At 71.1% G+C, this 23,366-nt stretch carries 26 protein-coding genes and 3 tRNA genes; 16 read left to right on the top strand and 13 right to left on the bottom strand.

What is annotated here, in order from left to right; genetic code table 11:
• Window positions 1–13: 13 nt before the first annotated feature.
• From V6M57_RS00565 to V6M57_RS00530, 8 genes are all read right to left on the bottom strand, one after another.
• Window positions 14–835 carry an isocitrate lyase/PEP mutase family protein gene (locus tag V6M57_RS00565; protein ID WP_332813022.1) on the bottom strand — a complete coding sequence of 274 codons (822 nt, stop codon included), beginning with the start codon at window positions 833–835 and terminating at the stop codon, window positions 14–16.
• Window positions 835–1,794, bottom strand: a complete 960-nt coding sequence (locus V6M57_RS00560) for an alpha/beta fold hydrolase (protein WP_332813021.1) — start codon at window positions 1,792–1,794, stop codon at window positions 835–837. The genes V6M57_RS00565 and V6M57_RS00560 overlap by 1 nt, the downstream gene beginning before the upstream one ends.
• Before the next feature lies 1 nt (window position 1,795).
• Window positions 1,796–2,284, bottom strand: a complete 489-nt coding sequence (locus tag V6M57_RS00555; protein WP_332813020.1) for a CinA family protein — start codon at window positions 2,282–2,284, stop codon at window positions 1,796–1,798.
• Complete coding sequence (locus V6M57_RS00550) at window positions 2,269–2,826, bottom strand: phosphatidylglycerophosphatase A family protein (protein WP_332813019.1); 558 nt, start codon at window positions 2,824–2,826, stop codon at window positions 2,269–2,271. Before V6M57_RS00550 ends, V6M57_RS00555 begins: the two co-directional genes overlap by 16 nt.
• Before the next feature lie 34 nt (window positions 2,827–2,860).
• A complete protein-coding gene (locus V6M57_RS00545) occupies window positions 2,861–3,361 on the bottom strand; it encodes a thermonuclease family protein (RefSeq protein ID WP_332813018.1) in 501 nt (166 codons plus the stop codon).
• Window positions 3,362–3,410: 49 nt separating this feature from the next.
• Window positions 3,411–4,397: a thiamine-phosphate kinase gene (gene thiL, locus V6M57_RS00540; protein ID WP_332813017.1), complete on the bottom strand. Its 987-nt coding sequence runs from the start codon at window positions 4,395–4,397 to the stop codon at window positions 3,411–3,413.
• A 50-nt stretch (window positions 4,398–4,447) separates the two neighbouring features.
• Window positions 4,448–4,705: a GlsB/YeaQ/YmgE family stress response membrane protein gene (locus V6M57_RS00535; RefSeq protein ID WP_332813016.1), complete on the bottom strand. Its 258-nt coding sequence runs from the start codon at window positions 4,703–4,705 to the stop codon at window positions 4,448–4,450.
• Window positions 4,706–4,817: 112 nt separating this feature from the next.
• A complete protein-coding gene (locus tag V6M57_RS00530) occupies window positions 4,818–5,711 on the bottom strand; it encodes a LysR substrate-binding domain-containing protein (protein ID WP_332813015.1) in 894 nt (297 codons plus the stop codon).
• Window positions 5,712–5,832: 121 nt separating this feature from the next.
• On the opposite strand from V6M57_RS00530, the gene V6M57_RS00525 reads away from it, so the two are divergent.
• Window positions 5,833–6,822, top strand: coding sequence for a Bug family tripartite tricarboxylate transporter substrate binding protein (locus V6M57_RS00525; protein ID WP_332813014.1), 990 nt, complete (start codon window positions 5,833–5,835; stop codon window positions 6,820–6,822).
• Window positions 6,823–6,957: 135 nt separating this feature from the next.
• Window positions 6,958–8,232, top strand: a complete 1,275-nt coding sequence (locus V6M57_RS00520; RefSeq protein ID WP_332813013.1) for a hypothetical protein — start codon at window positions 6,958–6,960, stop codon at window positions 8,230–8,232.
• A 24-nt stretch (window positions 8,233–8,256) separates the two neighbouring features.
• Here the strand turns inward: V6M57_RS00520 and V6M57_RS00515 are convergent, their stop codons facing one another.
• Genes V6M57_RS00515 through apaG form a run of 3 tightly spaced genes read right to left on the bottom strand, consistent with a single transcriptional unit; the run spans window position 8,257 to window position 11,090 of the window.
• A complete protein-coding gene (locus V6M57_RS00515) occupies window positions 8,257–9,372 on the bottom strand; it encodes a YbdK family carboxylate-amine ligase (RefSeq protein ID WP_332813084.1) in 1,116 nt (371 codons plus the stop codon).
• Window positions 9,373–9,424: 52 nt separating this feature from the next.
• Window positions 9,425–10,678, bottom strand: a complete 1,254-nt coding sequence (locus tag V6M57_RS00510) for a cation:proton antiporter (RefSeq protein WP_332813012.1) — start codon at window positions 10,676–10,678, stop codon at window positions 9,425–9,427.
• A gap of 31 nt (window positions 10,679–10,709) precedes the next feature.
• Window positions 10,710–11,090 carry a Co2+/Mg2+ efflux protein ApaG gene (gene apaG / locus V6M57_RS00505; RefSeq protein WP_332813011.1) on the bottom strand — a complete coding sequence of 127 codons (381 nt, stop codon included), beginning with the start codon at window positions 11,088–11,090 and terminating at the stop codon, window positions 10,710–10,712.
• 45 nt (window positions 11,091–11,135) lie between these two features.
• Between apaG and rpe the strand changes: the two genes are divergently transcribed.
• A complete protein-coding gene (gene rpe, locus V6M57_RS00500) occupies window positions 11,136–11,819 on the top strand; it encodes a ribulose-phosphate 3-epimerase (RefSeq protein ID WP_332813010.1) in 684 nt (227 codons plus the stop codon).
• Between the two features lie 5 nt (window positions 11,820–11,824).
• Here the strand turns inward: rpe and V6M57_RS00495 are convergent, their stop codons facing one another.
• Window positions 11,825–12,127, bottom strand: coding sequence for a hypothetical protein (locus V6M57_RS00495; protein ID WP_332813009.1), 303 nt, complete (start codon window positions 12,125–12,127; stop codon window positions 11,825–11,827).
• Between the two features lie 403 nt (window positions 12,128–12,530).
• On the opposite strand from V6M57_RS00495, the gene V6M57_RS00490 reads away from it, so the two are divergent.
• A complete protein-coding gene (locus tag V6M57_RS00490; RefSeq protein ID WP_332813008.1) occupies window positions 12,531–14,681 on the top strand; it encodes a catalase in 2,151 nt (716 codons plus the stop codon).
• A gap of 35 nt (window positions 14,682–14,716) precedes the next feature.
• Window positions 14,717–15,379, top strand: a complete 663-nt coding sequence (gene gph, locus V6M57_RS00485; protein WP_332813007.1) for a phosphoglycolate phosphatase — start codon at window positions 14,717–14,719, stop codon at window positions 15,377–15,379.
• Here gph and V6M57_RS00480 read toward each other — a convergent pair.
• Entirely contained in the window at window positions 15,376–15,963 is a 588-nt protein-coding gene (locus tag V6M57_RS00480; RefSeq protein ID WP_332813006.1) for a chalcone isomerase family protein, read from the bottom strand. The genes gph and V6M57_RS00480 overlap by 4 nt on opposite strands.
• A 299-nt stretch (window positions 15,964–16,262) precedes the next feature.
• Between V6M57_RS00480 and trpE the strand changes: the two genes are divergently transcribed.
• The 11 genes from trpE to V6M57_RS00425 all read left to right on the top strand — a co-directional run.
• Window positions 16,263–17,762, top strand: coding sequence for an anthranilate synthase component I (trpE, locus tag V6M57_RS00475; protein ID WP_332813005.1), 1,500 nt, complete (start codon window positions 16,263–16,265; stop codon window positions 17,760–17,762).
• Window positions 17,759–18,331, top strand: coding sequence for an anthranilate synthase component II (locus V6M57_RS00470; RefSeq protein WP_332813004.1), 573 nt, complete (start codon window positions 17,759–17,761; stop codon window positions 18,329–18,331). Before trpE ends, V6M57_RS00470 begins: the two co-directional genes overlap by 4 nt.
• Window positions 18,328–19,368 (top strand): low-specificity L-threonine aldolase, encoded by a 1,041-nt coding sequence (ltaE, locus tag V6M57_RS00465; protein WP_332813003.1) that lies wholly within the window; start codon window positions 18,328–18,330, stop codon window positions 19,366–19,368. The genes V6M57_RS00470 and ltaE overlap by 4 nt, the downstream gene beginning before the upstream one ends.
• Before the next feature lie 8 nt (window positions 19,369–19,376).
• Window positions 19,377–20,027 carry a LysE family translocator gene (locus tag V6M57_RS00460; RefSeq protein WP_332813002.1) on the top strand — a complete coding sequence of 217 codons (651 nt, stop codon included), beginning with the start codon at window positions 19,377–19,379 and terminating at the stop codon, window positions 20,025–20,027.
• A gap of 92 nt (window positions 20,028–20,119) precedes the next feature.
• Entirely contained in the window at window positions 20,120–21,151 is a 1,032-nt protein-coding gene (trpD, locus tag V6M57_RS00455; RefSeq protein WP_332813001.1) for an anthranilate phosphoribosyltransferase, read from the top strand.
• A 4-nt stretch (window positions 21,152–21,155) separates the two neighbouring features.
• The gene (gene trpC, locus V6M57_RS00450; protein WP_332813000.1) at window positions 21,156–21,944 is read left to right on the top strand and encodes an indole-3-glycerol phosphate synthase TrpC; all 789 of its coding nucleotides are present in this window, start codon (window positions 21,156–21,158) and stop codon (window positions 21,942–21,944) included.
• Window positions 21,941–22,699 carry a uracil-DNA glycosylase gene (locus tag V6M57_RS00445; protein ID WP_442968763.1) on the top strand — a complete coding sequence of 253 codons (759 nt, stop codon included), beginning with the start codon at window positions 21,941–21,943 and terminating at the stop codon, window positions 22,697–22,699. Before trpC ends, V6M57_RS00445 begins: the two co-directional genes overlap by 4 nt.
• A 76-nt stretch (window positions 22,700–22,775) precedes the next feature.
• Window positions 22,776–22,861, top strand: a tRNA-Tyr gene (locus V6M57_RS00440).
• Between the two features lie 113 nt (window positions 22,862–22,974).
• Window positions 22,975–23,048: transfer RNA gene (locus tag V6M57_RS00435), tRNA-Gly, on the top strand.
• A gap of 31 nt (window positions 23,049–23,079) precedes the next feature.
• Window positions 23,080–23,154, top strand: a tRNA-Thr gene (locus tag V6M57_RS00430).
• Window positions 23,155–23,243: 89 nt separating this feature from the next.
• A partial coding sequence (locus V6M57_RS00425; protein WP_233202605.1) for a GTP-binding protein occupies window positions 23,244–23,366 on the top strand: 123 nt, incomplete at its 3' end.

The raw sequence follows: 23,366 nt of genomic DNA, 5'->3' as shown, positions 1-23,366 counted from the left end.
CCGCGGCGGATCTTCAGCCGCCGAACGCGTCGTTGAACCAGTGCGTGGACGGCACGTCGTTCGCGTAGCTGAACGTGCCTTGCGAGCGCATCTCGCGGCCGGCCGCCAGCAGCGCCGCATAGGCGGTGCGCGCCAGCGAACCGCCCACGCTGATGCGGCGCACCCCCAGGGCCTGCAGTTGCGCCAGGTCCAGCGGCATGCCGGGCGCCCCCATGATCACGTTGACCGGCTTCTTCACGGCCGCCAGCACGGCGCGGATCTGGTCCGCCGTTTTCAGCCCCGGTGCGAACAGCACGTCGGCGCCGGCCTCTTCGTAGGCCACCAGTCGCCGGATGGTGTCGTCCAGGTCGTCGCGCCCCCACAGGTGGTTCTCGGCGCGCGCCGTCAGCGTGAAGGGAAAGGGCAGCGAGTGCGCGGCTTCGGCCGCGGCCTGCACGCGTTCGCGCGCCAGCGAGAGCTCGTAGATCGGGTCGTCCACGGGGCCGCGGCAGTCCTCGATCGAGCCGCCGACCACGCCCGCGATGGCGGCCAGCCGGATGGTTTCGGCGGCCTCCTCCGGCCGGTGGCCGAAGCCGTTCTGCAGGTCGGCGCTGACCGGCAAGGCGGTGGCGGCGCAGACTTCGCGCAGGTGCTGCAGCTTCTCCTCGCGCGTCACGCCCATGTCCGGGCGCCCGCGCGAGAAGGCGAATCCGGCACTGCTGCTGGCGAGCGCCTCGAAACCGAGCGACTCCAGCAGCCGGGCGGACCCCACGTCCCAGAAGTTGGGGATCACGAAGCAGCCGGGCCGCGCATGCAGTTGCGCCATGCGTTGCGCCTTGTCTCGTTGCGATGCCATCACGCCTCTCCTTGCCGGAAGAACGATGCGAGTGCCTCCGCGGTCTCGCGCGGCAGCTCCTCGGGGATGAAGTGGCCGCTCGGCAGCGCGCGGCCGCCGACGCGGCCTTCGCACTGTGCCTGCCACAGCTCGAGCGGGCGGAACAGCTTGTTCACCAGGCCGCGCTCGCCCCACAGCACCAGCGTGTCGCAGCGGATGCGCTCGCCGGCGTCCCGGCTGGCCTGGTCGTGCACCATGTCGATGCCGGCGCTGGCCCGGTAGTCCTCGCACGCACCGTGGATCGCCTCGGGCCGGCAGAAGCAGCGTTCGTACTCGGCCAGCGCCTGCGGCTCGATGTACGACAGCCCGCCCGACCCCCAGCCGCCCAGCTTGGCGTGCAGGTAGGCCTTGGGGTCGCCACCGATCATGGTTTCGGGCAGCGGCGCCGGCTGGATCAAATGGAACCAGTGGTAGTAGCTGCGCGCAAAGATGAAATGCGGGTTGGCTTCCAACCTCCCGGCGGGCTCGCCGGGAACTGGAATCCGACCCCAATGGCCCTGGTACATGTCCAGGGTCGGAGCGATGTCGAGCACGCACAGCTTCTTCACGCGCCCGGGGTGGTCCAGGGCGAGGCGGTGCGAGACGCGGCCGCCACGGTCGTGGCCGCACAGGAAGAAGTGCTCCACCCCGAGCGACGACATCAGGGCGACGGCGTCGGCGGCCATGGCCCGCTTGCTGTAGTTGGCGTGGTCGGGCGCGCCCGGCGGCTTGGCCGAGTCGCCGTAGCCGCGCAGGTCCGGCAGCACGATGAAGTAGTCGGCGGCCAGCCGGCGCGCGACCCGGTGCCACAGCGCGTGGGTCTGCGGAAAGCCGTGCAGCAGCAGCAGCGCCGGCTTGCGGCGGTCGCCGCCGAGGCGGGCGAAGATGTCCACCCCGTTGACGCGGTGGACGCCGGCTCCGAAGCCGTCGAACCAGTCCATCTCACGCTCCTTGCAGCAGCGCGAGCAGGCGCGCCAGCGCATGCCGAACGGCGGCCTCGCGCACGGCCTGGCGGTCGCCGTCGAAACGCATCGTCTCGCTGGTGAGCCGCCCGTCGACCGAGAAGCCGAACCACACGGTGCCCACCGGCTTGTCCGGGCTGCCGCCGGCCGGGCCTGCGATGCCGGTCACGGCGACGGCCACCTGGGCGTGCGAGCGGCGCACGGCCCCGAAGGCCATGGCGCGCGCCACCATTTCGCTGACCGCGCCATGCGTCGCGATCGCGCTGGCATCCACGCCGAGCAGGTCGGACTTGGCTTCGTTCGAGTAGGTCACGAAGCCGCGCTCGAACCAGTTGCTCGAGCCGGCCAGCGAGGTGCACGCCGCGGCGATCAGGCCGCCGGTGCAGCTCTCGGCGGTGGCCAGCATCCAGCCGCGCCCGACCAGCGCCTGCGCCAGGCCTTCGCAGACGCGGTTCAGCCCAGCGTCCATGCGAGCCGCACCCCCAGCGCCAGCACCAGCAGCGTGCAGAACGCAGCGACCAGGTCGTCGAACACGATGCCCAGTCCGCCGCGCCAGCCGAAGCCGTGGAAGAGCTTGTCCGCCCAGCCGACCGGCCCCGGCTTGGCGGCGTCGAAGAAGCGGAACAGGATGAAGGCGAGGAACTGGACCAGCCAGCCGGCCGGCATCAGCAGCCAGAGCACCAGCCAGAACGACAGGATCTCGTCGGCGACGATGGCGCCCGGATCCGCCACGCCCAGGTGGCCAGCCGTGACGGTGCTGGCCCACCAGCCGACCGGCACGCTGGCCACCACCACCCAGCCGAGTGCGGCCGGCGGCAGCCAGGCCTGCAGCACCAGGAAGGAGAGCCAGGCCCACAGGGTGGCGACCGTGCCCGGCGCCGCCGGGCTGAGGCCGCAGCCGAATCCCAGCGCGAGCAGGTGGGCCGGGTGCGACAGCAGGAAGCGCGCACCGGGGCGCCCGCCGACGGGCCGCAGGGGCGCTTCCAGCGACGAGGGCAGGGGCACGCTCATGCGCCCAATGGTAGCGGGGCGGCTGCAAGCGCGCTCAGCGCGCCTCGTGCGCCTCGCAACTGCCGTGCAGCTTGCGGAAGCGCGCCGGCTCGATCGGCCGGCGTTCGGCCCACAAGCCGCGGCGTGCCTGGCGGGCCAGCGACTGCAGCCGTGCATAGGGCCCCGGGTTGCGGCGATAGCGATAGGACCAGGCCAGCCCGCTGGACACCAGCCAGCTGCCGACGTCCTGCCCCGACCACTGCAGGCGCGCCAGCGTGCGCTGGTAGTCGTCGCGGCCGCGCTCCTGCACCGTCACCGTCTGGCGCAGCAGGCGCTGCTGCAGGGTCGACCGTGCGTGCACGCCGAACGGCTGGCAGATCTCGGGCGCGTCGATGCCCTGGATGCGCACCGGGATGGCCGGGCCGCCCCAGGCGGGACGCACCCTCACCGAGTCGCCGTCGGTGACATGCACCACGGTGGCCCGGTAGCTGCGCGGCTGCGGCAGCGCCGTGGCCGGCAGCCACAGCGCCAGCAGGAGGAGTGCGAGACGGTGCATGCGAAATCCACAACGGCCGGTGCGGCCGGCCCGTCGACAGCGCCTCCCCTCAGGCGAAATGGTCCCAGGAGCGGTACTGGCCCGGCAGCGCGCGGCCGTCGGCGTCGAGCAGGCGCAGGCCGGGCTCGGCTTCGATGCGGCCGATGCGGCTGACCGGCGTGGCGCTGGCCGCGGCGGCGGCTTGCACCGCCGCGCGGCGGTCCGGCGGCGCGGTGAAGACCAGTTCGTAGTCGTCGCCGCCGGCCAGCACGCAATCGAGCTGCAGCCGGGCGTCGGGCAGGCCCTCGCCGCCGGCGGCGTGCCGGCGGGCCGCCAGCAGTTCCAGCGTGGCGGAGGTGTCGAGCGTGGCACCGGCACCGGAGCGCCGCAGCACGTGGCCCAGGTCGCCCAGCAGGCCATCGCTGACGTCGATCGCAGCCGACGCGACGCCGCGCAGGGCCTGCCCCAGGGCCACCCGTGGGGTCGGCCGCTCCAGGCGCTCGCGTGCCGCCTCGAACAGCGAGGGCGGCAGCGACACCTTGCCGCGGAACACTTCCAGCGCCAGGCGCGCGTCGCCCAGCGTGCCACTCGCCCAGAGGTCGTCGCCGGCCCTGGCCCCGGAGCGCAGCAGCGCCTGCCCGCGCGGCACTTCGCCGAATACCGTGATGCAGATGGCGAGCGGGCCGCGCGTGGTGTCGCCGCCGGCGAGTTCGCATCCGTGGGCATCGGCCAGCGCGAACAGGCCGCGCGCGAACGCCGCCAGCCAGGGCTCGTCGGCCGCCGGCAGCGCCAGCGCGAGCGTGAACGCCAGCGGCCGTGCGCCGCAGGCGGCGAGATCGCTCAGGTTCACGGCCAGCGCCTTGTGGCCCAGGCGCTCGGGGTCCACGGTCGACAGGAAATGCCGGCCCTCCAGCAGCATGTCGCACGAGACGGCCAGTTCGTGGCCGGGCGAGGGCGCCAGCAGCGCGCAGTCGTCGCCGACGCCCAGCGGCACCTGCGCCGAAGGCGGGCGTCCGCGGCGCAGGAAGAAGCGGTCGATCAGCTCGAATTCACCCATGTCCGGGCGAGGATAACCGCCCGTCGGGCTGCCGCGAGGGGTGGGGCGGCTCAGGTGCGGTGCGAGCGGCCGCGCACCAGGCCGTAGATCACCAGCAGCACGATGGCGCCGACGATGGAGGCGATCCAGCCGGCCGGTTCGCCCTCGCCGTACCAGCCCAGCGCCATGCCCGCATAGCGGGCCAGGAACGCGCCGGCGATCCCCAGCAGGGTGGTCATGATGAGCCCCATCTTGTCGTCGCCCGGCTTCAGGGCGCGGGCCAGCAGCCCGACGATGAATCCGACGACGATGGTTCCGATGATCGACATGGGCAATCTCCCGTGAGGGCACCCGCGGCAGGGGGTGCTGCGCCATTCTGGGCGGCGGGCCGCGGCGCGGCTGTAGGACGGCGGCGGCGCCCGTGCCGGCAGGGCCGCCGGGTCAGATCCGCTTCAACTCCGCCGTCACCAGCGCCACGAAGGCATCCGCCATCCGCGAGGGCGCCAGGTGCGGGGCATGGCCCAGCACCACCTGCACGTCGCGGCGCGGCAGCAGCGGAACGATCCGCAGGTCGCGCGCAAAGACGGAAGCCACATACGGGTTCACCACGCCGATGCCGACGCCCTCGGCCGCCAGCCGGCAGATGGTGAACGAATAGGTGGTCTCCACCCCGCCGGCCGGATCGGCGCCGTGCTCCTGCAGCAGGCGCTGCATCTGCAACTGCAGGTCGTCGTCGGCGGGCAGCGTCAGCAGCGTCTGCTGCCGCAGGTCCTGCACGTGCAGCCGGTGGCGCCCGGCCAGCGGATGCGCCGGGTGCATGACGCACACCACGGCCGCCCGATGCAGTGCGGTCGCCGAGGCCGGGGCCATGCTGGACGGCGTGGTGGACAGCACCAGGTCGAAGGCGCCGTTGTGCAGCCCTTCCCAGAGCTGGTGCCCGCCGTGCGTGTGCAGGCTGACGTGGACCTCGGGGTGCTGCCGGCGCAGCGCCGCGATCGCGCGCGGCAGCACGCTCAGGCCCAGCGCCGGGGTGCTGCCGATGCGCAGCGCCCCGGCGCCGGCCCGGCGCAGGATCGCCACCCGCTGCTCGATGCGCCCCAGTCCGAGGAAGTGGCGTTCGACTTCCTCGAACAGGTCGCGCGCCTCGGGCGTGGGGCGTAGCCGGCCGCGCTCGGGCTCGAACAGCTTCAGCCCGGTGGCGGAGGCCATCTGCGCCAGCAGGCGGCTGACCGAGGGCTGGGTGGTGTGCAGCACGGTCGCCGCCGCCGTGGTGGTCCCGGTCTGCATGACCGCGCGGAAGGCCTGGATCTGGCGGAAGTTGAGTGCGCGGGTCAAGCGGCTCCTCGTATATCAGTGTTGCATAGGGTGCTGGGCAGAAAGCATTTTATGGATGACCCCCCGCAACCTAGACTTTGTCGAACGGCTCCCATTGGCGGGGCCCGACCGAGGAGCACCCATGAACTCTCGCCCCAGCCGCCGCGGCTTCGTCCGGGCCGCCGCCGCCCTCGCCGCGATCGCCGCGGCCCCCCTGCCGGCGCTCGCGCAGCCGGACTTCCCCAACCGCGGACTGCGCATCGTCGTGCCGTTCACGGCCGGCGGCAGCTCCGACGTGCAGGGCCGGATGCTGGCGGAGCGGCTGGCGCGCCTGTACAAGCAGTCCGTGGTGGTGGACAACCGGCCCGGCGCCGGCGGCCACATCGGCGGCAAGGCCGTGGTGGACGCGCCGGCCGACGGCTACACCCTGATGCTCGGCTCGATCGGGCTGCACGCCACCTACGGCGTCTACAAGAAGCTGCCCTACAACCCGGCGACCGACTTCAAGGTGCTCACGGTGCTGGCCGAGATGCCGCACGTGATCGTCGCCAACCCGGCGGTGCCGGCCGCGGGCGTCAAGGAACTGGTGGCGCTCGCGCGCCGGCAGTCGGGCGCGCTGAACTTCGGCTCGGCCGGCATCGGCTCCTCGGTCCACATGATTGGCGAGCTGTTCCGGTTCAGTGCCGACGCGCCGATGACGCACGTGCCCTACAAGGGCAGCTCCGCCGCGATGAACGACCTGCTGGGCGGGCAGATCCAGCTGATGTTCGAGAACCCGCCCACCACGCTGCCCCACGTGCGGGCCGGCAAGCTCAAGGCGCTGGCCGTGACCGGCAAGGCGCGCTCGGCGGCGCTGCCCGAGGTGCCCACGGTGGCCGAGTCCGGCCTGCCCGGCTTCGAGGCGACCTCCTGGACGACCGTGGCCGTCGGCGCCAAGGTGCCCGATGCGATCGCCGATCGCCTGAGCGCGGACATTCGCAAGATCATCACCAGCCCCGAGTTCGTGGAGGCGCTGGCCGCCCAGGGCATGGCGCCGGTGGCCAGCAGTCGCGAGGCGGCAACCAGGTTCATCGCGGCGGAGAAGCAGCGCTGGGACGCCGTCATCCAGAAGGCAGGGCTGGCAGCGGATTGAACCGGATCGCCGGCGAAGCGCCACGCCCCTCGAGGAGCGCCAGCGGCCTGGCAACGCCGGTTCCGCGACGGCGCCGGATTGACCCCGTTCGCTTTGCCGCGGCGTGGCTGTCGACGATCGCCACGGAGAATTGAAATGCATCAGATCGTGAAGACGCCCTGTCCGGTGCGGCGGGTGGGCGACGGCCGCCAGCACCACTTCTTCGGCTACTACAACAAGACCAACTGGGACCGCAGCGGGCGCTACCTGCTCGCGCAGCAGGTGCCCTGGCACGATGTCCGGCTGACACCCGAGCGGGTGGCCGGCATCGGCTTCTTCGACCTGGCGGACGGCGATCGCTTCGTGCGCGTGGCCGAGACCCGCGCCTGGAACTGGCAGATGGGCAGCCAGCTGCAGTGGCTGGATGGCGCCGATGGGCTGAAGCTGGTCTTCAACGAGCGGCGCGACGCAGCCGGCGGCCCCTACCCGGGCTTCGGCAGCGTGATCGTGGACGCGCACAGCGGCCAGCGGCGCGAGCTCCCGCTGCCGGTCTACGTGGTGGCGCCCGACAGCCGCTACGCGCTGTGCGTGGACTACCGGCGGCTGTACGTCACGCACGAGACCATCGGCTACAGCGAACAGGGCGGCCCGTTCGAGCTGGCGCTGGCGCCGGCCGACGACGGCATCCGCTGGATGGACCTGGCCAGCGGCCACGCCCGGCTGGTGGTCAGCTACCGGCAGCTGCGCGAATTCCATCCGCGCGCGTCCATGGAGCGGGCGATCCACTGGGTCAGCCACATCGAGATCAACCCGGCGTCCTCGCGCGTGCTGTTCCTGCACCGCTGGACCGAGCGGGTGGAAGACGAGACCTGCTTCCTGCACCGCCTGGTCACCATGAACCCCGACGGTTCGGACCTGCGCCTGCTCGAGTGCTCGGACCATCCGCTGCCGCAGCTGGCCGCCGACTTCGATCCGTCGGCCGTCGGCACCTTCGACTACGAGAAGTCCGAATACCAGATCTCGCACCCGCTGTGGCGCACCGACCGGGAGATCGTCGTCTGGGCCCCGCACGCGGGCGCGATCCACTACCAGCTGTACGAGGACGCCGATGGCGGGACGGTGCGGCCGATCGGCGCCCCCGTGCTCACCGAGAACGGGCACATGACGTTCTCGCCGGTGGACAAGCGTTGGCTGCTGAGCGACACCTATCCGGACCCGGCGACGCACGAGCGCATCCTGTTCCTCTACGACGTCGATGCCGGCGTGCGGCACGACCTCGGCAGCTTCTACGCCGACCCGCGCCTCAGCAAGGAGAACCGCTGCGACCTGCATCCACGCTGGAGCCGGGACGGCCGCCGGGTGTGCATCGATTCGGTCCACCAGGGCGACCGGCAGATGTACATCGTGGACGTGGGCCGAGTCGTCGGCTGACCCGGGTGGCGGCGCGCCCGGCCGCTAGCGGCCCTTGAAGCGCTCGCCCGCCTGGCGCACCACCTCGGCGAGCAGGCGCTCGCGCACCTGCTGCTGGCGCAGCCAGCGGGCGTCGTTCAGGCCCTTGGCCGCGTCCTGCACGAGCTGTTCGATCGCCGGCCAGGCCCCCAGCCGCTGCGCGTGGGGCGCGACCTGCTGCAGCGTCAGCCGGATGTGCTCGCGCAGCGGCATGTGGCGGCCGCTGACCGGGTCCACGTACACCGCCTCCAGCCCGAAGCGGCAGGCCTGGAAGCGGTTGTAGGTGTAGACCATGTAGTCGTCCTCGGCCGGCATGAACGGCTGCTCGTGGATGAACCACGAGGCGAGCGACTGCACCAGTCCGGCCAGCGCCGCGGCGCGCTCGATGGTCAGCGGCGTGTCGAACACCCGGATCTCGATCGTGCCGTACTCGGGCTTGGGCCGGATGTCCCAGTAGAAGTCCTTCATGCTCTTGACCACGCCGGTGCGGGTGGTCTTGGTGAAGAAGGCGTCGAAACCCTCCCACGACAGCGTGAACGGCGCGCGCCCCGACATCGGGAAGGCGAACACCGAGTTCAGCCGCGCCGAATCGAACTGCGTGTCCTGCCCCTGGACGTACGGCGAGGACGCCGACAGCGCGATGAAATGCGGGATGTAGCGCGACATCCGGTGCAGCATCAGCAGCGCCTCGTCGGCGCCCGGGCAGCCCACGTGCACGTGCTGGCCGAAGATGGTGAACTGCTTGGACAGGTAGCCGTACAGCTCGGACAGTTCGCGAAAGCGCGGCCGGTCGTAGATGCGCTGCTGGTGCCACTGCTGGAACGGGTGGGTGCCGCCGCCCACCACCGCGATGTTGAGCTTGTCGGCGCAGCGCACCAGTGCATCGCGCAGCTGGCTCAGCTCGCCCAGCACGTGGGCGGTGGACTCGCACACGCCGGTGGAGATCTCGATCATGCTCGAGGTCATCTCCGGCACCACCGAGCCGGGCAACTCCCTCTTGCGCATCAGGCGCAGCATCTCGTCGGAGTAGGGCGCCAGGTCGTAGTCGTGCGTGTTGACCAGCTGCAGCTCCAGCTCCACCCCGAGCGTCAGCGGCGCCGACTGGCGGAACGGCTCCAGCACCGGTGTGTCGTGCGGCGCGGCGGCCGCCGTTCCGGGCTCGTTGAGCACCGGCTCACGCACGCTGCACCCCGCTGCCGGGCACGCCCGCCGTCGGTTCGGGGCGCGAGCCTTCGCCGGCGCGCTGGATCACGAAAGTGGCGAGGATGGCGCCCAGCACCTCCACCAGCAGGATCGCCGGCAGGGCGATGCTGGCGATGCGCGGGCCCAGCGACGGCGAGGCCGCGGTGAACTGCGCCACCAGCAGCAGCGCCAGCGAGGACATCGGCGACATCGCGGCGCCGGTCATCAGCGCCTGTTTCCAACTGGTGCCGCTGCCCGGGTTGGCGACCAGCAGGCCGAACACCTTGGCCAGCCCGCGCGAGGCCACCAGCGCCAGCACCAGGCCGGCGACCGCCGGATTCCAGTCGGCCTGGGCCGCCACCACCGACACCAGCACGAAGCTCAGCATCACCAGCAGCGAGGCGGCGGTGCCGAGCTGGCGCGGCCAGGCCCAGGGCCGCGGGTTGAGCTGCTTGAGCAGCAGCCCGGCCAGCAGCGCCGCCAGCGGCGCGGAGCCGCCGAAGTGCGAGGCCAGCGCCGTGCCGGCGGCGATGCTGGTGATCAGCAGGATGGAGGTGTTCTCGCTGGTCGGGCTCATGAAGCGCAGGGCGGTCCGCAGCACCAGTGCCAGGCCGGCGCCCACCACCACGGAAATGCCGAGCACCACCGCCACCGGGAACAGCAGCGCGAGCAGCCGGGTCTCCTCGCTGTGCATGAGGCTGGCCCGGCCGGCCACCAGCGTGAGCGCGTACAGGGCGCCGAGCGTGGCCAGCACGATCACGCGTTCGGTCACCGGACCGGCCGCGCGCATGTCGCCGAACACGCGACTGAGCACGGCCGGCGAGGAGGCGATCGCCACCAGGGCCAGCGCATCGGCGACCGATGGCCGCACGTCCAGCCAGCGCAGCGTGAAGTACACGGCCGCGTAGGTCAGCACCGCCTCCAGCAGGCTTTGCAGCAGCACCATGGGGTTGTGGCGGAACCAGCGCAGCGCGATGCGCCCGGCCGTCTCGAACAGCACCACCGACACGCCCAGCTCCAGCAGGAACAGGCCGATGCCTTCCAGCGGCCAGGCGGCGCCGGGGAAGCCGGACAGGCCGGCGAGGGCGCCGATGGCCGAATAGCCCACCACCTTGGGCAGCGCCAGGTGGCGATGCACCAAGTGGCCGGCCGCCGCGGCCACGGCCAGCAGCAGCGACCAGTGCACGATGGGCAGGCCGGCGGACGGCCGCAGCCATTCGCCCCAGAACGCCGAAATCTCGTTCATTCGTCTCCCGGAGAAAAAACAATCGCTGCGTTCAGTGCAGCACGCGCCGGCGGCCGTCGTCCAGCAGGAAGGGCTCGATCGCCGTGTCGAAGCGCTCGCCGTCCTCGGCCACGCAGAAGTAGCTGCCCTGCATGGTGCCGCTGGGCGTGCGCAGCCGGCAGCCGCTGGTGTACTGGAACGACTGGCCGGGCTGCAGCAGCGGCTGGTGGCCCACCACGCCCAGGCCCCTGACTTCCTGCACCTCGCCGGTGGCGTCGGTGATCACCCAGTGGCGCGAGATGAGCTGCGCCGCCACCTCACCGGCATTGGTGATGGTGATGGTGTAGGAGAAGCTGAAGACGCCCTCCTCCGGCGCCGATTGCTCGGGCAGGTAGTCGGGCTGGACCTCCACTCGGAACTGGTGCCGCGCCATCGGCCGATGGTACCCGGCAGGGAGCCGTTTGCGAGAATCCCGTCCATGAGCACGCCGCACCGCATCGCACCGTCCATCCTGTCGGCCGATTTCGCCCGCCTCGGCCAGGAGGTGCACGACGTCGTCGCCGCCGGCGCCGACTGGATCCACTTCGACGTCATGGACAACCACTACGTCCCCAACCTCACCTTCGGCCCGATGGTGTGCGCTGCGCTCAAGCCGCATGCGCGCCGCGCCGACGGCACGCCGGTGCCGGTGGACGTGCACCTGATGGTGCAGCCGGTCGACGCGCTGGCCCAGGCGTTCGCCCAGGCGGGCGCCGACTACATCAGCTTCCATCCGGACGCCACGCCGCACGCGCACCGCAGCGTGCAGGCGATCAAGGCGAGCGGCTGCAAGGCCGGGCTGGTGTTCAACCCGGCGGCACCGCTGGACGTGCTGGACTGGCTGATCGAGGACATCGACCTCGTCCTCGTCATGAGCGTCAACCCGGGGTTTGGCGGCCAGGGCTTCATCGACTCGGCCCTGCGCAAGATCGAGCTGGCGCGCCGCCGCATCGACGCGTGCGGCAAGGACATCCGGCTCGAGGTGGACGGCGGCATCAAGGCCGACAACATCGCCCGGGTGGCCGCTGCCGGCGCCGACACCTTCGTCGCCGGCAGCGCGATCTTCGGCCAGCCGGACTACGCCGGCGTCATCGCCGCCATGCGGCACGCGCTGGCCGGCTGATCCGGTCAGCGCGGCTTGCTGGCACGGCCCGGCGGTTCCTTGCGCAGCTTGCCGTAGGCGGCGTCGAGTTCGGCGCCCCGGGTGGTGTCGGCCACGCCGCGCTGCGCGTCCGCATGGGCCCGCTCGCCCACCCGGCGGTTGGACGGCTCCATGCGGGCCTGTCCGTCGGCCGACTCGTCGCGCTCGTGCGGCATCCGCGGGACGCGGTGCTGGGTCTCGCCCTGCACCAGGGTGGTGTTGCCACCCTTGGTGCCTGGCTCGGGCGGGTCGCCGCCCGGTTCGGTCGCCCTGGTCATCCGTCGGGACATCGCGCTACTCCTTGCATCGGCATGCGGCCATGCTCGCAGCCTCGGGACGCAGGCGCAGTAGGACCGCTCGCGTCAACCCTGTAGCCCATGGGCTGTCGGCGCGCTCCTACCCGAAGCAGCTGCGGTGTCGGACAAACTCGCCCGCTGCCGGGCTACGGGCCACTCCCCATGAGCTTGGCAGAGTGGGGCCTTCCGAATGCGGACGCGTGCACCGAAGGAGCGAGCCATGGAAGTGATCGCAGCAATGCCGGACTGGCTGGTGTGGTGCGCCGCCGCCGCCGTGGCTGCGGTCGCGCTGGCCGTGCTGGTGAACACCATCGAAGCCGCCCTCGATCTCGACACCTGATCCCCGCCAACGGCGCGCACCTGCGCCCCTGCGCGGATGCCGCATCCAGGAACATCCATGGCCCAGTCCCGAGCGGACGCGCAGCGCAGAACCCGCACCGCCGACGGCGGCAGCGCCAAGCACAAGCAGCTGGACGCCTTCGTCCAGCCGGCCGAGGGCATGCTCACCACCAGCCAGGGGGTGGTGGTTCCGGACAACCACAACTCGCTGCGCGCCGGGGCGCGTGGGCCGACGCTGCTGGAGGACTTCCAGCTGCGCGAGAAGCTCACCCACTTCGACCACGAGCGCATCCCGGAGCGGGTGGTCGGGGCGCGCGGCGCCGGCGCGCACGGCTATTTCGAGGTGTACAAGACGCTGCGCCCCTTCACGAGCGCCGATTTCCTGCAGGAAGCCGGCCTGCGCACGCCGGTGTTCGCGCGCTTTTGCGGCATGAGCGGCGAGCGCGGTTCGGCCGACACCGTGCGCGACCTGCGCGGGTTCGCGGTCAAGTTCTATACCCGCGCAGGCAACTACGACCTGGTGGGCGCGAGCGCGCCCGTGTACTTCGTGCAGGACGCGATGAAGTTCCCCGACTTCGTGCATGCGCTGCGGCCCGAGCCGCACCACGGCATGCCGCAGGCGTCCAGCGCGCACGACAGCTTCTGGGATTTCGTCTCGCTCGCGCCGGAGACCACCCACGCGCTGATGTGGCTGATGTCCGACCGTGCGCTGCCGCGCAGCTGGCGCATGATGGAAGGCTTCGGCGTGCACACGTTCCGCTTCGTGAACGCGCACGGCGCCACCCATTTCGTCAAGTTCCGCTGGCGCCCGCGCCTGGGGTGCCACGCGCTCGCCTGGGACGAGGCGCGGCGGCTGGCCGGGGAGGACCCCGATTTCCACCGGCGCGACCTTTGGGAAGCGATCGACCAGGGCGCCTTCCCGGAGTGGGAGCTCGGCGTGCAGCTGGTGGAGGAGGCCAAGGCCGATGCCCTGGGCGTCGACCTGCTGGACTGCACCAAGCTGCTGCCGGAAGAACTGGCGCCGGTGCAGTGGGTCGGCAAGCTGGTGCTCAACCGCAATCCCGAGAACTTCTTCTGCGAGTCCGAGCAGGTGGCCTTCAATCCGGCGCACCTGGTGCCGGGCATCGATTTCAGCAGCGACCCGCTGCTGCAGGGACGCCTGTTTGCCTACCTGGACAGCCAGCTCGGGAGACTGGGCGGGCCCAATTTCCACGAGTTGCCGATCAACCGCCCCGTCTGCCCCTTCCACACCTTCCAGCGCGACGGCCGGCACCGCACGGCCATCGCGCGCGGTGCGGTGGCGTATGAACCCAATACGCTGGCCAGCGGCGCGGAGTTCCGCGTCGACGGCGGCCAGCAGGGCTTCCGCAGCCACCCGGAGGCGATCGACTCGCCCAAGCAGCGCCGCCGCAGCGCCGGCTTCGAGGACCATTTCAGCCATGCCACCCTGTTCTGGAACAGCCAGGGCGCGGCCGAGAAGGACCACATGGTCTGCGCCTTCCAGTTCGAGCTGTCCCGTGTCGAGACGGCGGCGATCCGCCAGCGCGTGGTCGACAACCTGGCGCACGTGGATGCGCGGCTGGCCCGCAAGGTGGCCGAGCCGCTGGGGCTGGTGGCGGACGGCCGGGCGGCCGCCGGTCGGGCGGGCTTTCGCGAGCGGCGCGAGCGCCCGCCGGTGGAAGCCTCGCCCTCGCTCAGCATCGAGTCGGCGGACAGCCCGCTGGCGACGCGCCGGGTCGCGGTGCTGGCCGCGGCAGGGGTGGAGATCGGCGCCCTCAAGATCATCCAGCAGGCGCTCGCCGAGCAGCAGGTGAGCGTCAAGGTGGTCGCCGCCCACATGGGCGTGGTGTCCACGTCCTCGGGGCAGCAGCTGCCGGTGGATCGCTGCCTGCTGACGACATCCTCGCTGGGCTTCGACGCGGTGCTGGTGCCCGGGGGCGCCGTGCACGCGCAGGCGCTGGCGCAGGACGGCCGCGCGGTGCAGTTCCTGCTGGAGGCCTATCGCCACTGCAAGCCGATCTGCCTGATCGGCGAGGCGGCGCAGTTGCTGCGGCTCGCCGGCGCCGAGGCGGGGTCGACGCCGGCCCACGGCGTGCTCGTCGCCAAGGGCGAGCCTGCCGGCCGCGTGCCGCTGGCGCAGGCGTTCATCGCCGCGATGGCCCGGCACCGGCATTGGGGACGGCCCCAGCTCGATGCCGGGCCCGCCTGAGCCGGGGCGCTGCCGCCTTGCGGCACACTCGCTGCATGTCCCGCTTCACCGGATTGCAAGCCGCCATCGTCGACCTGGACGGCACCCTGGTCGACACGCTGGGCGACTTCGTGGTCGCCTTGAACGGCGCGCTGGCCGAACTCTCGCTGCCGGCCCTGCCCGCCGCCACCGTCGAACGGCTGGTCGGCAAGGGTTCCGAACACCTGGTGCGTTCGGCCCTGCGCGAAGCCGGCGGCGCCGACGCGCTCTACGAAGCCGCGTGGACGGCCTACCAGCGCCACTACGGCAAGGTCAACGGCCGGCACGCGACGGCCTACCCGGGCGCCGAGCAGGGCCTGCGGGCGCTGCGCGATGCCGGCTTGAGGCTGGCCTGCGTCACCAACAAGCCGACCGGGTTCGCCCGCGAGCTGTTGCGGCAAAAGGGCCTGCTTGCCTTCTTCGGGCAGGTGTTCGGCGGCGACGCGTTCGAGCGCAGGAAGCCCGATCCGCTGCCGCTGCTGGAGGCCTGCCGGGTGCTCGGTGCGGCACCGGCACGCACGCTGGTCATCGGCGACTCGGTCAACGACGCCGCGGCCGCGCGCGCGGCCGGCTGCCCGGTGGTGCTGGTCAGCTATGGGTACAACCACGGCCAGCCGGTGCGGTCGGCCGATGCCGACGGCTTCCTCGACTCGCTGGCCGGGGTCGGCGCCTGGCTCTAGCCCGCCTTGCCCAGCAGGGCATCCTTGAGCTTCCAGTCGGCCGGGCTGGGGCCGAGCCAGATGCGCAGCAGGGCGTTGAAGAACTCCGGTTCCTTGAACGGCTCGCCCTGCGCAACGCCCTTGACGGTCACGATCGCGCCGGTGCCGGGGACCCAGTCGATCATGAAGCTTTCGCCCGGGTTGAGCTTCTTATGGTCGCTGAAGATCTGGCTCATGCGGACCACCCCCGGGATCAGCTTGGAGAAGGCGGTCCTGTCCATGTTGTCTTCCATGCCGCGCGAGAACAGCTTGCCCAGCTCGGCCGAATCGATCTCGCGCAGCATGGTGATGCTCAGCCGCTTGGCACCGGGCATCGCCAGCACTTCCTCGGGCGTGCTGGCCTTCTTCGGCAGGTACAGCCCGGCGGTGTAGACCTTGAAGACCGCCTTGTAGCGCACCCCGGCGCCATTGAGCTGCAGCTTCGCCCCGCGCAGTTCGCTGGCGTCCTCGTACTTCACGCCCGACAGGGTCACGGGTTCGGCCTGCGCGGCGGCGCAGACGGCGATGGCAGCCATCGCGGCGGCGAGCGATCGGAAGACCTTCATGGCAATCTCCTTGGAAAAGAACGACCGTTCGTTTTGAGTTACCGATTGTTGCGAATGCGCCGGCGAGGGGCAACAGGGGTTTTCGCCAGCGAAAGGGCTTTGCTACACTCGGCCGCGATGTCCATCCACCGCACCATCCTGACAGGTTGCTTCGGCCGGGGAGCCTGGCCCTGGCGCAAGCCTGTCGACGTGCGTTCCTGACCTGCACGGGGCACCCCCGTGCCCCCGCCGTCCCACCCGCTGGGACCCCCGAAATGGAAAGCGGCCCGTGGCCGCGCGAGCTTGTGGAGGCTCATCCCGTGATCACCGAACTCGAGTTCAAGAGCCTTGCATCCCAGGGCTACAACCGCATCCCCCTCATTGCGGAGGCGTTCGCCGACCTCGAAACCCCGCTGTCGCTGTACCTGAAGCTGGCCCACGGGCGCGGCAACGGCCGGCACAGCTTCCTGCTGGAGTCCGTCGTCGGCGGCGAGCGGTTCGGCCGCTACAGCTTCATCGGCCTGCCGGCGCGCACGCTGCTGCGGGCCGGCGGCTTCGGCGCCGATGCCGTCACGGAAGTGGTGACGGACGGCGAAGTGGTGGAGCGTGTCCGCGGCAACCCGCTGGACTTCGTCGCTGCCTACCAGCAGCGCTTCAAGGTGGCGCTGCGGCCCGGCCTGCCGCGCTTTTGCGGCGGGCTGGCCGGCTACTTCGGCTACGACGTGGTGCGCCACATCGAGAAGAGGCTGCAGGCTTCCTGCCCGCCCGATACGCTGGGCTGCCCGGACATCCTGCTGCTGCAGTGCGAGGAACTGGCGGTCATCGACAACCTGTCGGGCAAGCTGTACCTGATCGTCTATGCCGACCCGGGCCGCCCCGAGGCCTTCGGCACCGGCAAGAAGCGCCTGCGCGAACTGAAGGAACAGCTCAAGTACTCGGTCAGCGCGCCGCCGGTGCGTCCGTCGGCCAGCTTCCCCGCCGAGCGCGAGTTCGCCAAGGCCGACTACCTGAAGGCGGTGGAGCGCGCCAAGGAGCTGATAGCCGCGGGCGACTTCATGCAGGTGCAGGTGGGCCAGCGCATCAAGAAGCGCTACACCGAGTCGCCGCTGTCGCTGTACCGCGCGCTGCGCTCGCTCAATCCCAGCCCCTACATGTACTACTACGACTTCGGCGACTTCCAGGTGGTGGGCGCCTCGCCGGAGATCCTGGTGCGGCAGGAGCAGGTGGAGCAGGGCCGCAAGATCACGATCCGCCCGCTGGCCGGCACCCGGCCGCGCGGCGCCACGCCGGAGCAGGACAAGGCGATCGAGCAGGAGCTGGTCAACGACCCCAAGGAGCGCGCCGAGCACGTGATGCTGATCGACCTGGCGCGCAACGACATCGGCCGCATCGCCCGGGTCGGCAGCGTGAAGGTGACCGAGGCCTTCGCCGTCGAGCGCTACAGCCACGTGATGCACATCGTCAGCAACGTCGAGGGGCTGCTGGAGCCGGGCATGGACAGCATCGACGTGCTCAAGGCCACCTTTCCGGCCGGCACGCTGACCGGCGCGCCCAAGGTGCATGCGATGGAACTGATCGACCAGCTCGAGCCGAGCAAGCGCGGCCTCTACGGCGGCGCCTGCGGCTACCTCAGCTATGCCGGCGACATGGACGTGGCCATCGCCATCCGCACCGGCATCGTCAAGGACCAGACCCTGTACGTGCAGGCCGCGGCCGGCGTGGTCGCCGACTCGGTGCCCGAGCTGGAATGGAAGGAAACCGAAGCCAAGGCGCGGGCCCTGCTGCGCGCGTCGGAGCTGGTCGAGGAGGGGCTGGAATGAAAGTCCTGGTGATCGACAACTACGACAGCTTCACCTACAACCTCGTCCAGTACCTGGGCGAACTGGGGGCGCAGGTGGAGGTGTTCCGCAACGACGAGATCACGGTGGAGGGCGTGGCGGCACGCGCGCCCGACCGGTTGCTGGTCTCGCCGGGGCCCTGCTCTCCCGCGGAGGCGGGCATTTCGGTCGAGGCCATCCGCCACTTCGCCGGCAAGCTGCCGATCCTGGGCGTGTGCCTGGGGCACCAGAGCATAGGAGCCGCCTTCGGCGGGCGCGTCGTGCGCGCCGCGCAGTTGATGCACGGCAAGACCAGCGCGATCACCACCACGCGCGAAGGCGTCTTCGCCGGCCTGCCGGAGCGCTTCACGGTGAATCGCTACCACTCGCTGGCCATCGAGCGCGCGAGCTGCCCTGCGGAGCTGCAGGTCACCGCGCGCACCGACGATGGCGAGATCATGGGCGTGCGCCATCGCGAACTCGCCGTGCAGGGCGTCCAGTTCCACCCGGAGTCCATCCTCACCGAGCACGGGCACGCGATGCTGAAGAACTTCCTGGAGCAGGCCGCATGAACCTCGTCGACCTCCGCAGCGACACCGTCACCCGGCCCACCGGGGCCATGCGCCGGGCCATGCTGGCGGCGCCCCTGGGCGACGACGTCTTCGGCGACGATCCCGCCGTGAATGCGCTGCAGGAGCAGATCGCCTCGCTGCTGGGCTTCGAGGCGGCGCTGTTCGTGCCGACGGGCACCCAGTCGAACCTGTGCGCCGTGCTGGCGCACTGCCAGCGCGGCGACGAGTACGTGGTCGGCCAGCAGCAGCACTGCTATCGCTGGGAGGGCGGCGGCGCGGCGGTGTTCGGCAGCGTGCAGCCGCAGCCGCTGGAGCACCAGCCGGACGGCACCCTGGCGCTGGCGGCGATCGAGGCGGCGATCAAGCCGGACGACCCGCATTTCGCCCGCACCCGCTTGCTGGCGCTGGAGAACACGCTGGGCGGCCAGGTGATCCCCATGGACTACCTGCAACAGGCAACGGCGCTGGCGCGCGCCAAGGGGCTGGCGACCCACCTCGATGGCGCCCGCCTGTTCAATGCGGCCGTCGCCGTGGCGGGCGAAGGCGGCGATGCGCGCGCGGTCGCGCGCCGCATCGCCGGGCACTTCGATACGGTGTCGGTCTGCTTCAGCAAGGGCCTGGGTGCCCCGGCCGGCTCGGCCCTGTGCGGCTCCCGCGAGCTGATCGCGCGCGCGCGGCGCGTGCGCAAGATGGCCGGCGGCGCCATGCGGCAGGCCGGGCTGCTGGCCGCCGCGGCCTCGCATGCGCTGGAGCACCACGTCGAGCGGCTGGCCGACGACCACGCGCTGGCGCGGCGACTGGCGCAAGGCCTGGCCGGAATCGAAGGCCTGCGGGTCGAGCCCCCGCAGACCAACATCGTCTTCGCCGACCTGCTGGGGCCGGCGCGCGATCGCTCGGCGGAGCTGCTGGGGGCGTTGGAGTCCGAGGGCATCCTGGCCACCGGCCTGTACCGCCTGCGCTTCGTCACCCACCTGGACGTGGACGAGGCCGGCGTGGACCGCGCGGCCGCCGCGATCCGCCGCTTCCTGGCCGGCTGAGGCACGCCATGCCGGACCTGCAGCACCTGCTGATCTTCATCGCCGCCGGCTGGCTGCTCAACCTGACGCCGGGGCCGGACGTGCTCTACATCGTCAGCCATGCGCTGCGATCCGGCGTGCGCGCCGGCGTCGTGGCCGGCCTGGGCATCACCGCCGGGTGCTTCGTGCACGTGTTCGCGGCGGCCGTCGGCGTCGGCGCGCTGCTGGCCGCTTCGGCCACGGCGTTCACCGTCCTGAAATGGACGGGCGCCGCCTACCTCCTGTGGATCGGCGCGCGCCTGCTGCTCGCCCGGGCGCCGCAGGCCTCCACCGACCTCGCGGCGCTGGCCAGCGCGCAGCCAGCCGGCCTGCGCGCCGTGTTCCTCGGCGGCTTCTGGACCAACGTGCTCAACCCCAAGGTCGCGATCTTCTTCCTGGCCTTCGTGCCGCAGTTCATCGCGCCCGATGCGCCGCACAAGGCCCTTGCGTTCGTGGCGCTGGGCATCCTGTTCAACCTCAACAGCATCCCCGTCAACAGCGGCTGGGCGTTCGCGGCGGCCTGGATGGCGCGCCGGCAGGCCATCCAGCGCCGCCTGCACTGGCTGGACCGTGCCGCCGGCCTGATGTTCCTCGCCTTCGGGATCCGGCTGGCCCTGACCGAGGCGCCCCGCGCCGCCTGACCGCCGCCCCCAAGCCCTAGCCCCTAGCCCCTAGCCCCTAGCTCCTAGCCCCTAGCCCCTAGCCCCTAGCCCCTAGCCCCTCAGGAACCCCCATGTCCATCACCCCCCAGGAAGCGCTGCAGCGCACCATCGAGCACCGCGAGATCTTCCATGACGAGATGCTCAAGATCGTGCGCCTCATCATGAGCGGCGAGCTGTCGCCGGTCATGACGGCCGCGCTCATCACCGGCCTGCGCGTGAAGAAGGAAACCATCGGCGAGATCACCGCCGCGGCCGAGGTGATGCGCGAGTTCTCCACCAAGGTCCACATTGCCGACCGCACGCACCTGGTCGACATCGTGGGCACCGGCGGGGACGGCTCGCACACCTTCAACATCTCGACCTGCTCGATGTTCGTTGCCGCGGCGGCAGGCGCCAAGGTCAGCAAGCACGGCGGGCGCAGCGTCAGCAGCAAGTCGGGCAGCGCCGACGTGCTGGAGAGCCTGGGCGTGCAGATCAACCTGGCGCCCGAAGCCATCGCCCGCTGCGTGCAGGAGGTGGGCATCGGCTTCATGTTCGCGCCCAACCACCACCCGGCCATGAAGAACGTGGCGCCGGTGCGCAAGGAACTGGGCGTGCGCACCATCTTCAACATCCTGGGTCCGCTGACCAACCCGGCCGGCGCGCCGAACATCCTGATGGGCGTGTTCCACCCCGACCTGGTCGGCATCCAGGTGCGCGCCCTGCAGCGGCTGGGTGCCGAGCATGCCCTGGTGGTGTACGGGCGCGACGGCATGGACGAGGTGAGCCTGGGCGCCGCCACCATGGTCGGCGAACTGAAGGACGGCCAGGTGTCGGAATACGAGATCCACCCGGAAGACTTCGGGCTGCCGATGGCCAGCAACCGGGCGCTGAAGGTGGAGACGCCCGAGCAGTCGCGCGCCATGCTGCTGGGCGTGCTGGACGGGCAGCCGGGGGCGGCGAGCGACATCGTGGTGTTCAACGCCGGCGTGGCGCTCTACGCGGCCAATGTGGTGGCCGGCATGGCCGACGGCATCGCCCGCGCCCGCGAGGCCATCGCTTCGGGTGCGGCCAAGGCCAGGCTCGAGAGCCTGGTGACCCTGTCGCGCCGGCTCGGCGCCTGAACGCATGGACATCCTCGAGAAGATCGTTGCCGTCAAGCGCGAGGAGATCGCCGCGGCCAGGAAGAGGCTGCCCCTCGAGGCGGTGCGCGCGGATGCGGAAAGCCGTGTCCTCACGCGCGACTTCGAAGGCGCGTTGCGGCGCCGGATCGCCGCGGGCGCGAGCGCCGTCATTGCCGAGATCAAGAAGGCCAGCCCCAGCAAGGGCCTGCTGCGCCCCGACTTCGTGCCGGCCGACATCGCCCAGAGCTATGCCGCACATGGCGCGGCCTGCCTGTCGGTGCTGACCGATCGCCAGTTCTTCCAGGGCCGGCCCGACTACCTGAAGCAGGCGCGCGCCTCCTGCGACCTGCCGGTGCTGCGCAAGGACTTCGTGGTCGATCCGTACCAGGTCTACGAGTCGCGCGCGATGGGCGCCGACTGCATCCTGCTGATCGCCGCCTGCCTGGACGACGGGCTCATGGCCGAGCTGGAGCGGATCGCGCACGGCCTGGACATGGCGGTGCTGGTCGAGGTCCATGACGGGGCGGAGCTGGAGCGGGCCCTCAAGCTCCCCACGCCGCTGGTGGGGATCAACAACCGCAACCTGCGCAGCTTCGAGGTATCGCTCGACACCACGCTGGCGCTGCTGCCGCAGGTGCCGGGCGACCGGCTGCTGGTCACCGAATCGGGCATCCTGGCGCCCGCCGACGTGCAGCGCATGCGGTCGGCCGGCGTGCATGCTTTCCTGGTCGGGGAGGCTTTCATGCGGGCACCGGAGCCTGGCGAGGCGCTGGCGGCGCTGTTCGGCCAGTGAGCGCGCACCTCCAGGCGGCGCTGCCGCTGCCGGCGCCGGCCGCGGCACGGCTGCCGGGCTGGGATCCGTCGGCCATCGAACTGGCGCCGGGCTGGCAGCCGGTGGTCGATCGTTTTTTCGCGGGGGACGCCGGACGCAAGCTGTCCGCCTTCCTGCGCGAACGCCTCGCGGCCGGCGCGACCATCTACCCTCCGCGCCCCCTGCGGGCCCTGGAGACCACGCCCCTGGACCGCGTGCACGCCGTCATCCTGGGTCAGGACCCCTACCATGGCGCCGGCCAGGCCGAAGGGCTGGCCTTCTCCGTGCCGGCGGGCGTGAAGATCCCGCCGTCGCTGCGCAACATCTTCAAGGAACTGGGCTGCGGCAGCGGGCGGCCCCAGCCGCCCAGCGGCTCGCTGGTGCACTGGGCCGAGCAGGGGGTGCTGATGCTCAACGCTGCACTGACGGTCGAGGATGGCCAGCCCGGCAGCCACGCACGCAAGGGCTGGGAAATGCTAACGGATGAGGTGCTGGCGCTGGTGGCGGCAACCGCGACGCCCTGCGCCTACCTGCTCTGGGGTGCGCACGCCCAGGCCAAGGCCGGGCTGATCGCCCGCACCGCCGAGGCGCACGGCCGCGAGGCGCTGCTGTTGCAGGCCAACCACCCCTCGCCCCTGTCGGCGGCCCGGCCGCCCGTGCCTTTCCTCGGCTGCGGCCACTTCGCCCAGGCGCGCGAGTGGCTTGCCGCCCGCGGGCATCCGGGTTTCTTCACCTGATCGGTGCCGGGCCGCATTGGCGCAGTGTAAAAGCAGGGGTTGGGCGCCTCAAACATGGTATATTCCGCGGTTCGCCGGAGGGGTGCCCGAGTGGCTAAAGGGGGCAGACTGTAAATCTGTTGGCTTACGCCTACGTTGGTTCGAATCCAACCTCCTCCACCAGGCTTCGATGAGAAGCCCGGCGAGTATGCAAGAGATCGAAAGTGGCAGCGAAGAAGGAGCGTCCGCCGGCTCGGCCGTCGGGCACCGCCAGGGGCCTTGGAACCACGCCCGATGCGGGAGTAGTTCAATGGTAGAACCTTAGCCTTCCAAGCTAATGACGCGGGTTCGATTCCCGTCTCCCGCTCCACCGATCGGCTTGCGTCGGCGAGAAGAATTTCGCCCTTGTGGCTCAGTGGTAGAGCACTCCCTTGGTAAGGGAGAGGTCGCGGGTCCGATTCCCGCCAAGGGCACCAGGTTAGTTGTTGGTTAGTCGGAGGGGACGGGGCAGCTCGCATGCTCGCTGGTCCATCCCCAGGTCATTCGATGTTTCGGAAGGCGAAAAATGGCAAAAGGTAAATTCGAGCGCACCAAGCCGCACGTGAACGTGGGCACGATCGGCCACGTGGACCACGGCAAGACGACGCTGACGGCGGCGATCACGACGATCCTGTCGACCAAGTTCGGC

Source organism: Ramlibacter sp. (assembly GCF_036676645.1).
Taxonomy (GTDB): domain Bacteria; phylum Pseudomonadota; class Gammaproteobacteria; order Burkholderiales; family Burkholderiaceae_C; genus Ramlibacter.
This window is presented reverse-complemented; position numbering and strand designations above follow the sequence as displayed.